The organism is Oleidesulfovibrio alaskensis DSM 16109, from assembly GCF_000482745.1.
Classification (GTDB): Bacteria; Desulfobacterota; Desulfovibrionia; order Desulfovibrionales; family Desulfovibrionaceae; genus Oleidesulfovibrio; species Oleidesulfovibrio alaskensis.
On record NZ_KI519495.1, the window covers coordinates 19,782 to 32,916 of the forward strand.

At 57.2% G+C, this 13,135-nt stretch carries 15 protein-coding genes; 1 reads left to right on the forward strand and 14 read right to left on the reverse strand.

All coding sequences use genetic code 11. The annotated features are described in order from the left end of the window. Positions 1-105 precede the first annotated feature (105 nt). Positions 106-546 (forward strand): GNAT family N-acetyltransferase, encoded by a 441-nt coding sequence (locus H586_RS0115395; protein WP_011366471.1) that lies wholly within the window; start codon positions 106-108, stop codon positions 544-546. Between the two features lie 187 nt (positions 547-733). On the opposite strand, the gene H586_RS0115400 is transcribed toward H586_RS0115395, so the two are convergent. From H586_RS0115400 to ruvX, 14 genes are all read right to left on the reverse strand, one after another. Beyond that, a complete protein-coding gene (locus H586_RS0115400) occupies positions 734-1,954 on the reverse strand; it encodes a response regulator (protein ID WP_011366470.1) in 1,221 nt (406 codons plus the stop codon). Between the two features lie 44 nt (positions 1,955-1,998). Beyond that, on the reverse strand, positions 1,999-2,427 hold the full coding sequence (locus tag H586_RS0115405) for a response regulator (protein ID WP_011366469.1): 429 nt from the start codon (positions 2,425-2,427) through the stop codon (positions 1,999-2,001). Between the two features lie 78 nt (positions 2,428-2,505). Then, entirely contained in the window at positions 2,506-3,981 is a 1,476-nt protein-coding gene (locus tag H586_RS0115410) for an SLC13 family permease (protein ID WP_011366468.1), read from the reverse strand. Positions 3,982-4,012: 31 nt separating this feature from the next. Further along, positions 4,013-4,561: a hypothetical protein gene (locus tag H586_RS0115415; protein WP_027182483.1), complete on the reverse strand. Its 549-nt coding sequence runs from the start codon at positions 4,559-4,561 to the stop codon at positions 4,013-4,015. 34 nt (positions 4,562-4,595) lie between these two features. Beyond that, positions 4,596-4,979, reverse strand: a complete 384-nt coding sequence (locus H586_RS19545) for a response regulator (protein WP_011366466.1) — start codon at positions 4,977-4,979, stop codon at positions 4,596-4,598. A 23-nt stretch (positions 4,980-5,002) separates the two neighbouring features. After that, a complete protein-coding gene (locus H586_RS0115425; RefSeq protein ID WP_011366465.1) occupies positions 5,003-5,443 on the reverse strand; it encodes a DNA-binding transcriptional response regulator in 441 nt (146 codons plus the stop codon). Positions 5,444-5,743: 300 nt separating this feature from the next. Next, positions 5,744-6,379 (reverse strand): sensor histidine kinase, encoded by a 636-nt coding sequence (locus H586_RS0115435; protein WP_011366464.1) that lies wholly within the window; start codon positions 6,377-6,379, stop codon positions 5,744-5,746. A gap of 89 nt (positions 6,380-6,468) precedes the next feature. Beyond that, positions 6,469-6,837 carry a response regulator gene (locus H586_RS0115440; RefSeq protein WP_011366463.1) on the reverse strand — a complete coding sequence of 123 codons (369 nt, stop codon included), beginning with the start codon at positions 6,835-6,837 and terminating at the stop codon, positions 6,469-6,471. Between the two features lie 3 nt (positions 6,838-6,840). After that, positions 6,841-8,571, reverse strand: a complete 1,731-nt coding sequence (locus tag H586_RS0115445) for a sensor histidine kinase (protein ID WP_011366462.1) — start codon at positions 8,569-8,571, stop codon at positions 6,841-6,843. A gap of 17 nt (positions 8,572-8,588) precedes the next feature. Next, positions 8,589-8,933 carry a NifB/NifX family molybdenum-iron cluster-binding protein gene (locus H586_RS0115450; RefSeq protein WP_011366461.1) on the reverse strand — a complete coding sequence of 115 codons (345 nt, stop codon included), beginning with the start codon at positions 8,931-8,933 and terminating at the stop codon, positions 8,589-8,591. 56 nt (positions 8,934-8,989) lie between these two features. After that, positions 8,990-10,465 carry a sigma-54 interaction domain-containing protein gene (locus H586_RS0115455; RefSeq protein ID WP_011366460.1) on the reverse strand — a complete coding sequence of 492 codons (1,476 nt, stop codon included), beginning with the start codon at positions 10,463-10,465 and terminating at the stop codon, positions 8,990-8,992. 495 nt (positions 10,466-10,960) lie between these two features. Next, positions 10,961-11,140, reverse strand: coding sequence for a hypothetical protein (locus tag H586_RS0115460; protein ID WP_011366459.1), 180 nt, complete (start codon positions 11,138-11,140; stop codon positions 10,961-10,963). Positions 11,141-11,528: 388 nt separating this feature from the next. After that, entirely contained in the window at positions 11,529-12,698 is a 1,170-nt protein-coding gene (mltG, locus tag H586_RS0115470; RefSeq protein WP_081701875.1) for an endolytic transglycosylase MltG, read from the reverse strand. Beyond that, entirely contained in the window at positions 12,698-13,132 is a 435-nt protein-coding gene (gene ruvX / locus H586_RS0115475; protein ID WP_011366457.1) for a Holliday junction resolvase RuvX, read from the reverse strand. Before ruvX ends, mltG begins: the two co-directional genes overlap by 1 nt. Positions 13,133-13,135: the final 3 nt, after the last annotated feature.

Sequence of the window (13,135 nt, forward strand, 5' to 3'; positions counted from 1 at the left end):
CTTCTGCGCTGTTTACTTCTGCCCGCCATGCGCTCATACGCTGCATGGCGGGCTGTTTTTTCCGCTGACAACACCGCCTCGCGCGGCACGCCACAGGAACACTCAATGAGCATACGTCCCGCCACCCGCCGTGATACCGAAGCCATACTGGACATCTGGCTTGAAGCGTCCATCGCGGCGCACAGCTTTATCGATGCCGCATTCTGGCGCGACAACATTGAAGCCATGCGCACCGTCTATCTGCCTTCGGCCACAACAGTTTGCGTATACGACACACCGCAGGGCATCACGGGTTTTTACGCACTGCACAAACGCCATCTGGCCGCGCTGTTTGTGGCGCCACGGCGACAGCGCAACGGCACAGGACGCTGCCTTTTTGCCCATGCACTGCGTCAGGCGGGCGGCCTGACTCTTAATGTCTACGCCGAAAACCGGCAGGCCTGCGACTTTTATCTGGCGCAGGGGTGCACCATAGCAGCCCGCAACACCGACCCGCACACCGGCAGGGCAGAATACATAATGACCTGTGCCCCCGCAGAGGGATAAAACCCGCAGCGGTGTGCAGCCGCTGATGCCGCAGTACTAAAAACGCCCCGGACGCGCCACATGCGCGCCGGAGCGTTTTTCCTGTGTGAGCCTGTACGGTCACAAACTCAGAGTGCGGAAGAATCGGCTGCGGGCACTTGCCCGCAGAAACCGGCGGTTCTTTTACAGAACCGCCGGCGGGTTATCATCAGGCGCTTTTCAGGTTCTGACGCGCCTTGGTATTTGCTTTAAGCAGTACGGAACTGAGCTGTTCGATATCCACGGGTTTTTCCAGATACGCGAATGCGCCCAGCTTCATGCATTCTTCGCGGTCCGCTTCCGAACCCTGACCGGTCAGAATGATCACTTCCACTTCAGGACGGGTTTCCTTTACGCGGCGCAGTACTTCCTTGCCGTCCACTCCGGGCATTTTCAGGTCAAGAATCATCACTTCCGGCTGATCGCGTTCCACGATCTCCAGTGCCGATTCACCGTCATATGCCACGGCGGAACCCATTTCGCGCACTTCCAGCCGCTGCGAAAGCGTCTGGGCAAAGTCGCGCTCATCGTCCACCACCAGCACTCTGTTGGGCAATTCAAAATTGCACTGCCGGTAAATGGACGGGGTATGAATGTCACGACCGCCCACCACACGCACGTCATCCACTCCGGGCATGTCGATAACAGCAGCCCGCAGCGTGGTGCCCAGCCGCTCAAGGTCGGACACATGACCGTTGACCGTCAGTGTGACCGTGCCGGCATCTGCCGCCACAGCCACAAAATGGCCCTTGGTGGCCAGCTGCACTTCCACCTGAGCAGCCAGCAGCGCATCCTGCGCTGTTTTTCTGCTGCGGGCGTCGGGTTGCACGGCCTCACGGCCCAGCATTTCCTTCACAAGGGCGGCAGCCTCCAGCGGGGTGCTTTTATCCACGGGTATGACAATGTCATACAGCCCGGCAGCCCACGGGTCGGTATTGCCGGTCAGGGTGTTCACCCATTCCGCGGCATCGGAATCACCTGCGCGCATGGTTTTCTGCGCGTCGCTCTCTGATATGCCCAGCGTTGCGGCAGCCGCAAGCCGTGCATCCCTGTTGGCGATAAGACACACCTTGAGCGCGTGTTTTACCGCCGCAGGCACCATCATGGCGGTAAACCCGCCGAACATGACGTTTTCCTTGACCAGATATTCAGCAACAATCATGCGGAACCACGCTCTGGCGCGTTCCCTGTCGTTGGTGAACGAATTGAAGATGGACGGCTTGGCGTCGAAAGCCTTGCGCAGGCGCGACGCACTGATGCCGGAACGGCGCGAAGCCTCTTCAACCACGGTGTCATCAGTAACAAAACTGTATCCGGTAGCCTCCCGGATGGCGCTCAGGTACTGGTCTTCGTGGCAGTAGATCCCATAGTGGACAGCGATGACAGACATAGTTCCTCTCCTTACACCTGCATGGTCGGCCGGGGCGGTCCTGCTTACCACCCTTTCTCTTCGAGAATGGCCTGAATCTTTTCACGGGTCTTTTCTTCCGCGATGACCAGCTTTTTAGCGCTGGCCTCTTGGATTTTTTCCGTCAGACTGTTGATGTCGGCGGACTTTTCCACAAAATCCATGGCGCCGTGTTTCATTACTTCAACACCGCGCTCCACGGTGGCATGACCTGTCAGCACAATGACCTGAACATCGTCATTGGCATCTTTCATGCGTTTAAGGGTTTCCAGCCCGTCCAGTTCGGGCATCTGAAAATCAAGCACGATGGCATCGAACGACCGGCGCGCCACCAGAGCCAGCGCCTCGATGGGCGATGTGGCAGTGGTCACATCCATACCGCGGGCACGCATGCGTTCTGCCAGCGCATCCAGAAATTCCTGTTCGTCATCGACGATAAGCACTTTTTCAGACATATCCGTTCTCCTTCGATAAGGATCATATCCGTATGCCGGAGCACGGCACGAAGCCGCGCTCCGGCTTGTATCAGGCAGTTACATGCCTACTCTGGGCACGGTGATGGGCATGCCCATAAGCGGCCAGACCACCAGAACGAAAACCCCGACCACTACCAGCAGCAGCGCACTGGCGACCAGCCCGTACTTGAAGAACTCGCCGGAAGTGAACTGACCGGAATCGTACGCGATGGCGTTGGGGGCCGCCCCCACCAGCAACAGGAAGGGCATACCCGCCACAACCAGCGCACCGAAGAGAATAACCTCGGGCGATACGCCGAGATACGGCGCTATAACCAGCGCCACCGGCAGCGATATGGCTATGGCGGCCACGTTCATGATGAAGTTGGTCATCATCAGCACAAAGAAGCAGATGCTCATGACAAAGACAAACCAGTGGGCTTTTTCGAACATGACCAGCCAGTTGACGGCCAGCCACTTTGCCGCGCCGGTTTCCCACAGGCAGTAGCCTATGCTCATGGCGCCCGCAAACAGCAGGATGATGTTCCACGGCACATCTTCAAGATCCTTGATATCCAGAATCTTGAATACGAAAAACGCGATGCTGGAAATGAGGATGATGGCCGTTTTGTCCAGCATTTTAAGCATGGGGAAGAACGACCGCAGGCTCATGACCAGAATGACAATGCCCACGATAAGGGCGGCCATGATTTCCTTGCGGGTCAGGGGCCCCATCTGCTTGTTCAGTTCTCTGGCCTTTTCACGCAGTCCGGGTATGGTGTCGCGTTCGGGCTTGCAGAAAATCATGAAGAAGCCCCACAGCAGAAACACCATGAGCCAGCCGATGGGGGCCATGTAGTAGGTAAGCTCGAAGAACGAGACCTCGGTACCCACTATCTCCTTGAAAAAGCCTACGGCCACGGCACCGCGGGCGGCACCGAGCAGCGTGATGATGGAGCCTGCGCCGGCCACATAGGCCATGCCGATGAACAGCCCCTTACCAAAACGGGTCTTGCTGCCGGTGTCGTCGTACAGAGCATAAATGGCCAGCAGCAGCGGATACACGGTGGCCGCCACCGCAGTATGTGCCATAATATGCGTCAGCAGCGCGGTGACCACAAACACGCCCAGATAGATGCGGCTTGTTTTTTCACCCACGACCATCAGCATTTTATAGGCAAGTCGCTTTGTCAGCCCGGTTTTGGTAAACACCAGACCGATCATGATGGAAGCAAAAATAAAGAGCACCGACGGGTCCATGAAGTCCTTGAACGCTTTTTCGGGCGGACGGACAAAGAAAAGAACCTGCAGCACGCCGATACCCAGACTGGTGATGCCGATGGGCACCACCTCGAACACCCACCACAGACCGGCAAACATAAATACGGCAAGAGCACCCTTGGCCTCTTTCGAAAGCGGGAACCGTTCACCCAGCGGATCCACCGCATCCGGCCACGCCGGAGAATAGTAGATCACCAGAAAAGCAGTCACCCCCAGCAACATGAAGCACAGTCTCTTCCAGTCAAACGATGTCGATTGAGCTTTGGTAGACATACGTTGTTCCTTTTTCAAAAAAGCACCCCGGCTAACCGGCGGCACACTCCGTAATTTTTGTTCTCAGATAGTCGAAAACATCGCCCAGACGCAGCACACCCGTCACTTTCCCCTCTTTGCGTACCAGCAGCGGCTGGTGCACACCCAGAATGTAGCGGTGCAGTGCGTGTTCCACCGTGTCGGATTCCTCCACGTATTCGCTCTGTTCAGGCACATGCATGATGTCTGTTATTTTGCACGAGCCCGCTTTGACACACAGCGAAGCAGTGGGGTCGGACCACAGACCGAAGTCGCGGATAAGCCGGTTCACAAGGTCGGAAGTAAGCGTTCTGCCCTGATAGCGTTCAGGGTCCACATGCTCGTACTTCGGCTCAAGTGATTTGAACACGTCCAGCATGGTCAGCTTTGCGACCACCGTGCCGCCACGTGTCACCAGCACGTCACGGTGCGGTTTACCGGTGCCTTTTTCGCGGCAGTGCTGCTCCAGCGCCATAAACGCATCGGCCAGAACACCGCCTTCTTCGATGACAACATACTCGGAAACAGGGATCATAACATCCCGTACTAAGGGTGTTTCCATACATCCTCCATTGCTAGGCGGCCCTGCAAGGGGCCTACTCCGCGCCCTGCAGCGCCGCTTCCTCGGCAGCCGCCGCAATGACCTCAGAGAGCTGACTGATGTCCACCGGCTTATTAAGATACTCGTAAGCACCAATAACCCTGGCAGAATCCTCGTCCTTACGGCCTCCGTGCCCTGTCAGCATAATAACCTGCATCCGCGGACATTGTTTGCGGACATGACGCAGCACTTCCAGCCCGTCCATGCCGGGAAGCCTGAGATCAAGAACCATCACCGATGCCCCGCAGTCATTCACAATCTGCAATGCGTGCTCCCCGTCATGAGCCGTGTCCACGGTCATGCCGCGGATTCGCAGACGTTCGGCCAAGGTCTGTACAAAGTCGACCTCGTCATCCACCAGCAAAACGTGAATAGTCATGTCAGTCTCCACCCTTGTTTTCCCTAACCGCGCCCCTGCGGGCTGCCTTTGCCGGACTGCTGCACGCCTGTGCATTGTCTGCGGCGTCTGGCAAGCTTTGCCTGTCCCACTGCCAGAGACAGCCTGACAAGCAGCGCATCCAGCGCAAACGGGATATAGATGTCATCAAAGGCTCCGTTTTTCATGCCTTCAATGGAAAGTCGCACCTGATTTTTCCGTACCATCAAGATAACCTGTGCGCAGGCATCAGGACGACCCACCTGGGTCAGAAACCGCATCACCTCGGACCCCACCTCTTCCGTGCCGAAAACCAGCACGTCTGTTTCCGGCGCAAACAACATCATGCGCGCCTCGTCCAGACTGCGGCAGACGGTGCAGGCTATGCCCAGCTCCGCCAGCCTTCCGGTCAGGTTGTCCGCAAACTGCCGGTCGGAATCATACACAGCCACCACAGCGTTTTTCATGCCTGACCCTCCCGGAGCATCGCCACGGTGTATGAATCCGGTCGGGCGCCCTGCAAACCTGCAGCGCCGGATGCATACAATGCCGTGCCGCGGCACGGTAAGGATGAAGGCATTTCCAGACAGCTTGTGTATCTGCGCATGAATCGTTCCTTGTCTTTGTGAAAATAAAGGCAAGGAACGTGCCAACAGAGAGTGAGTAGTTATCTTGGTACATTAAACCGATTGTTAAAAAAAGCACACACTATGATGAAACAAAATAAATCAATCATGGCGCCCAAGCCAGATACGATTTAATACATTTTAAGACGCAAAAAACGTTTCGATTTGTCCGACTGATGAATCAGACCGCAGAAAACCGCCGGCACCGGCCAGAAGAGACTGAGCCAGTGCCAGTTCGGGAGAGCTGTCAGGCTGCGGAAGGGGACCGCCGCTGACATTGAAACGCACCGTAAGCCCACTGCCCGCAGCCTCGCCCGTCAGCGTGACGGAAGAAGCAGCAGGAAGCACCCCGAAAAGCGCATCCATCACGTGGAAAAGCACCATCTGGAACTGTACGGGATCGGTGGAAAAAGAAATGCCCGCAGGAGTCATCCCGTGGGCAAGCGAAATCTCTTTGAGCCGTGCAAAACGGCTGCAGATGAAAACAAAATAATCAAGCCATTCGGCTGCATTCAGTGTGGCAACAGGGGTGTCGGGGCTGTGGGCCAGACGCGAAAGAGCAGCGCATATGTCCATACCCCGCTTTGCCTGCGTGCCGATACGCCCCAGACTTTTTTCAAAGATTTCCCGTCTGGGAAAATCCTCCTTGTGCATCATCAGCACATCTTCCAGCAGCCCGCCCGACTCGCGCATGGTTGCCAGCACATTGCGCATTTCATGCGTCAGGGCCGCGGTTATGCGCCCCATGTACGCCGCCTTGTCTTGCTCATGCGTCATGAGCCCTCCCGTTTACGGTACCGTGCCTGCCACACGGCACGCGTTTTCACGAGCCGGCACCTGTCCGCGCGACCTGCCGACGGGCAGCATCAGGCGCCGTTAACGGCTTCGTGAATTTTACCTATAAGGTCGTCAATGCTGATGGGCTTGACCAGATAATCGAACGCCCCCAGCCTCATGCCTTCAATTCCATCCCTTGTAGAGCCCTTTCCTGTCAACAGGATAACGGGCAAATCGGGCATATTTGTGCGCACCTGCCGCAACACGTCCAGCCCGTTCATGCCGGGCATCATCACGTCAACCACCATAACGTCCGGCCTGTGCGCGGTAACAAGACGCAGCGCCTCTTCCCCGTCGGTGGTCACATCGGCCTGCAATCCGCGCAGCCGCAACCGCTCAGCCAGCGTTCCGGCAAATTCAATTTCATCGTCAACCAGCAGCACCTTCAGCTCAGACATCGCCTAAGACTCCTCCTGCGGCTTTGCACGCTTGGGCAGTTCAATGGTGAACGTCGATCCCTTGCCTTCCTCGCTGGCAACCGCAATGCGCCCGCCCAGCTTCTGCACGATACCATAGGTGATCGCCAGTCCAAGACCGGTGCCTTCCGCACCCTTGGTGGTAAAGAAGGGTTCGAATATATGACTCAGCACTTCATCAGACATTCCCACGCCGTTGTCCGTTATCAGCACGGCAACGGTATCCAGATCGACGGAGCGGGTGGTTATCTGCACCCTGCCGCCGTTATCAACTGCCGCTATGGCGTTATTGATGATATTCAGAAAAACCTGCTGCAGCTGTCCGCGGTCGGATGAAATACGCGGCAGATCGTCATCCAGATTCAGTTCAAGACTGATATTGCGGTACAGGCTCTCTTTTTCCAGAAAACCGAGCACCTCGCGCACAATCTCGTTGACGTCCAGCGGTTCGACCTGCACTTCCATGCGGCGGGCAAAGCCCAGCAGCCGGTGCGTAATGGTGCGGCAGCGCGAAACGGACTGCAGCACAGAGGCCACAAGCTCGGGAAATTTCGCCCTGATGATCTCATCGTTTCCGTGCTCCATCAGGTCATTCATCAGCCCTGCTTTCTCGTTGATGATGGCAAGCGGGTTGTTTATTTCATGTGCCACTCCGGCAGCCAGCCGTCCGATGGAAGACAGCTTGTGCGCATGCTCCACCTCGCGGAACGCCGCCGCACGCTTGTCGTCCGCTTCGCGTATGCGGCGCACCAGCACGCCCGTCAGAGCCCAGACCACAAAAACAATCAGCACCGTGCTGCCCAGAAATAACGTGAGCATTTCCATGCGCAGCTTGTTCCACGCCTTGTATGCCACACTTATGGGCTGCACCAGCACAAGCGTCAGCTCCGGATTGCCGAAATTCACATGCCCCACAAAAATCTTCTGCCCGTTCAGTCCGGTGCTTTCCACCACTTCGGGCTGATGCGTGCCTGGCCCCACCGTTATGGCAGCCTTTTCCAGCACCTTGCCGAAATGCCGCGAGTCGGTCTGCATCACACCGGCCCTGTTGATAAGAAAAGCGTCGGACTGGGAGCCCAGCCCCATGGCGGCTATGAGTTCTTCAAACCGGTCGGTGTTGATGGTGGCCCGCACCACCCAGCGCGCACCGTCTTCGTCCAGATGTTCCACTGCTATGGCCACATGCGGGATACCGCGGTATCCCATGAACACATCACTGATGTATGTGCCGCGCACACGGACCTGCTGGAACCAGTCCTGACCGGAATAATCTTTGTTTTTAAGATCATACGGACCGACATAGCTTACCTGCGTGCCGTTGGCGTTTATAAGCCCGAAGTCCACAAAGCCGGCCAGTTCTTTTTTGGCGGCGTGGTACACACGGTTCAGGGCTTTTTCATCTTTAAGCTGATCGTAGGTATAGGCTCCGGCTATAAAAGCCACGGAAGCCAGCCGTTCATGCAGAAAAAGCTCAAATGAATGGCGTGTCTTGTTTATCAGGGTCCGCACCTGGCTTTCCGCCTGATTTTTAAGCGAATCCTGATACATGAAAAAGTTTATGGCAGCCATCAGCGCCAGCGGCACCACCGAGACGGACACAATCAGAATGATAATATTGCGCCGCAGATAATAATACCTCTGCGACGACTGTGTGCCGCCCAGCGGGTCAAACAGCCGGACGAGCCAGCCCTGTCTGCTGCAGTGTTGCTGCTCCATGGCAACCCCTTTATTCCTTATTCGTCACGCGGAACGAGAACCGCCCCCGGACGGAGCGTTCTGGCCAGATAGGCGTTTATGACATCTCTGCGCCTGCCGACCACGGAGTCATATACCTCAATACGCTTCCAGTGAAGGTATTCATAGTATTCTTCTTCTATCCCGCAACATATGACCACGTCCACATGTTCGCGCAATATAAGGTGGCACAGCTCTTCGGCAGAAGCATGCGGCAGCACGATGGTGCGTTCTTCCTCCACCAGATTGCGCCCGCCGGTACGGCCCAGCCAGATTTCCGTCGCCAGATCAAACCGCGGAGCCACATCGCTGCCGTGCAGCGTGACCAGTATCCTTTTATTCATAGTCCGACACCACCCCCGAGGCCACCATCCGGCGGTCTCCTTATACCTCCTGCGTATCAGGAGGATTCTATTTCGTAATGCTTCATCTTGCGCCAAAGTGTGGAACGTGCCCAGCCCAGAATCTCCGCAGCCCTGTTCTTGCGCCCCTTGGCCTGCAGCAGGGCGTCCAGAATCATCTTGCGCTCCATGTCGGCCCAGTTGACGGCGCCCGACGCCGCAGAAGATACAGGTGCCGGCATGCCGGGCGGGGGCATCATACCCGCGGGGGGCGCTTCGGGGGCAGGCTGCACGCCGTATCCCGTTCCGGCAGGCACACCAGCCGGCTGCTCCATAAGATACCGCGGCAGATGCTCCACCTCTATGGTTTCCTGACCGCATACGTTGACGCAGTATTCCACAACATTGCGCAATTCGCGCACGTTGCCGGGAAATGCGTAATTTTCCAGAAAATACAGCGCATCCTGCGAAAATCCGGTAACTTTCTTGCCGAATTCCTCGCTGAACACATGCACGAAGTGATTCAGGAAAAGATTAATGTCCTCACCGCGCTCGCGCAGGGGGGGCATATGAAAACGAACCACATTGAGCCGGTACAGAAGATCCTCGCGGAACTTGCCCTCGCGCACCATCTGCCTGAGATCCCTGTGAGTGGCCGCCACTATGCGCACATCCACGTTGACCCCTTTGGTACTGCCCAGCGGATGAATGACTTTGTCATCCAGAAAAGTAAGCAGCTTCACCTGCAGCGAAAGCGGCAGATCACCGATTTCCGTCAGAAAAAGCGTGCCGTTGTGTGCCATGCGGAACCGGCCTGGCTTGCTTTCCGTGGCACCGGTGAACGCCCCCTTGCTATGGCCGAACAACTCCGACTCCAGCAACGTTTCGGGCAGCGCTCCGCAGTTGACTTTTACAAACGGCCCCTTGGCTCTGGCAGAAGCGTTGTGAATCGCCTCCGCCAGCAGGTCTTTGCCGGTTCCGGTCTCACCGGTCACCAGCACGGATGAATCTGTCTGGGCAATGCCGGGCACCATCTGAAAAATGCGCTCCATCTCGTGGCTATGCCCGATCATGTCGCCGAAACCGTACGACCAGCCCTGCTTTATCTCAAGCTCCTGCAGGATGCGTATGTCTTCCAGCGCCTCCACATAACCGGCAATGCTCCCGTCCGGCGCAAGCACCGGCGCAAAAGTGGCCCGCACAGGAATCTTCCTGCGTTCCTTGCTGACTATGTTGGCATCGACACAGACAGCGGCACCCGTATCTTCCACCTTGGCAAGCGGGCACTTGTCCGGACACAGGCTGCTGCGCATGACATACATGCAGTGCAGACCGCGGGCTTCTTCCAGAGAAAAACCGGTGAGCACCTGCGCGGCCTCGTTTATAAACAATACCTTACGCTCCGGCGAAATAACCGCCAGCGGCAGCGGAATGGTATCGAGCAGCGGCCCGGCCTCCACCGACATGGCAAACAGCCCCTCCACAAGAGGCGTCACACCAGCAGAAGCCGTGCCTTTTGCAGTCCGATCACTCACAGCTATACCCCCGCATTTCCCGGATACCGCAGACACGCGGACCGGTATGTTTCAAATCATATGAATTCGAGACATACTGAATGTATCAAAACTTTGCAATACGCGTCTTGCGCCTTTTTTCTCAAATAAAAAAGGGAAATAAAGCAGCATATTACTAATGTGGCACAATACATGCTATTATAACAGGAAAGACCTCCGGATGTCCGGCGCCTGAAACACCCGCGGCAATGCCGGTCGCATACGGCATACGCCCGCAACGACAGCAGCGGAGACCGCGCCGCAGGTCACATTTTTCTGCAAACACTCTTCAACAGGCTTGACGAGTGTTCCTCTCCGGGCCTGCACCCGGACGGCGACAGAGGATCGCCGTCACCCGCAACCGCTTCCTGCCCGTGGCGGCTGCGGAATCATCCTCTGCCTGCCGGTGCTTCCTGCCCGTTGGCACCGGCCCCGACAGAAAAGGGCCGGAAGCTTGCGCTTCCGGCCCTTTCTCTTTTACTCCAAAGCCTTCTTGGCCTTGTCTTTCAAATCCTGCATCTGCTCTCCGGCCTGTTCCACGGCCTGATCAATCTTTTTACCGGCCTTTTCCGCAGGTCCTTCTTCACTGCAGCCCGCAAGCCCCAGCGCAAACAGCATAACACAGGCAACAGCAGCCAGTTGCAGCCATTTTGTCATAAGTATCTCCTTACAGTAAAGTTCTCCTGTCCGCCTTCAGTTTACCTGACGGCATGCGGCATGCACTGCATGCAAATGCAGCAGAGCTGCCGGCAGACTGCAGCCCTCTCTGTGACGGGCCGGTCAGTGCATTGCAGACGGACATATTTCCCCGCTTATACATAAAGCACACATTTTTTGCGAGTCTCTTTTTCAACAGGAGCATACATCCGGTGCATCCGCAGTGTCCGTGCCGTCTCCTTCACTTCGGGAGCCGCCGCAAAAGCTGCCGCCTTTCACCAGTCGCACACGCAACCGGCAATCCGGCAGGAAACAAGAGAGAAAATCGGGGTACTCTGCTGCAAAAAACAAAATCTCCCGCGCAGAACACGGGAGAAAAGGGTACCGCCTATCTGCCCAGCTGATACTTGCGTACTGCGCGGTTATGCTCTGTCAGCGTACTGCTGAAATGATGAGAGCCGTCGCCGCGCGAGACAAAATACAGATAGTTGTGCTGTTCCGGCCGCAGCGCCGCGGCAAGGGAATCCAGCCCCGGAGAGCAGATAGGGCCCGGCGGCAGGCCTTTATGCCGGTAGGTATTATAGGGATTTTCCGCATCGCGCAGATGAGTGCGGGTCAGGTTGCCGTCAAAGGATTCTCCCAGCCCGTAGATGACAGTGGGGTCACACTGCATAAGCATGCCCCGCCTCAGGCGCGCGGCATACACACCGGCTATGCGCTCGCGTTCGGAAGGCAGTCCGGTTTCTTTTTCCACCAGCGAGGCGAGAATGACCAGCCTTCCCAGCTCTTCCGGCTGAGGTTCATCCTGCCGGACACCGGCTTCGTGTTCCGGCGCTTGTGCGGACCACAGCAATGCAGACTTGCGGTAGAACATACTCACCAGCATATCCGCCACGGCACGGGCGGAAGCCCTGTTCATCTCCGGCGGACGCTGCAGCATGTACGTTTCCGGAAAAAGGTAGCCCTCTGCAGAATCGAAAGGGATTTTCCAGTGCCCGAGAAATTCCGGATCGTGGATAACCGCCCTGAAATCTTCATACCGGGCAAAACCGCCCTGTTCCACCAGACGGGCCACCTCCCACCACGGCAAACCTTCGCGCAGCGCCAGCGGATGAACCACCGGCGTGCCGTTCACCACGGCGTCCAGCACCCTGCCGGGGGTCCAGCCGGTATTCACCAGAAATTCTCCCGCGTGTACGGCTCCGGTCTGCTTTCTGTACATGCCCAGCAGACGGAACCGCGTCACATCCGTTATGGCTCCGGCCTGCCTGAGCTGCCACGCCACACGGATAAACGTCGAACCGGGCCGTATCTGCACGGTCACATCGCGCCCGTTCTTTTCCGGCGGCGTGGTCATGAACATCCACGCATCCAGAACCACATAGACCGCCACGGCCAGCAGCAACGCCAGCGCCGCGGCAGGCAGCACGCGCAATCTGCGCCGCAGGCGCACAGCACCGCCGCGAGCCGCATCCGAGTTGTCCTGCTCCGGCGCGCCATCTGCGGAAGATGCCGCCGGATGCCGTTCTGCCGGTTCCTGCTGCGGGTTCTCGTTCATTATCCTTCCAAAGGTATACGCCGGTCTTCCGGCAGGTTCAGAAACGATTCAAGAATACGCACTGCGGCCTGCTGATCCACCACGGCTTCACGCTCACGGAATGATAACCCCGCCTCGCGCAGGTCTTCACCCGCCTCGAACGAACTGAGTTCTTCCGCCACCAGATAGACAGGCAGGCTGCTTCTTCTGCGCAACCGTGCCACAAAATTCCGCACCTGACGGGTGATCAGCGTTTCTTCACCGCCGGCAAGCAGCGGCAACCCCACCACCACACCGGCCGGACGCTCTTCCTCCACCACCGACAGCAGCTCTGCAAAAAAAGCATCACGAGTGCTCATTACAATAGTCCGCCGCGGAAAGGCCATCATGCCGGCGCCGTCTGTAACAGCTATGCCGGTACGCCGTGTCCCGTAATCAATACCCAGATATTTCATGCA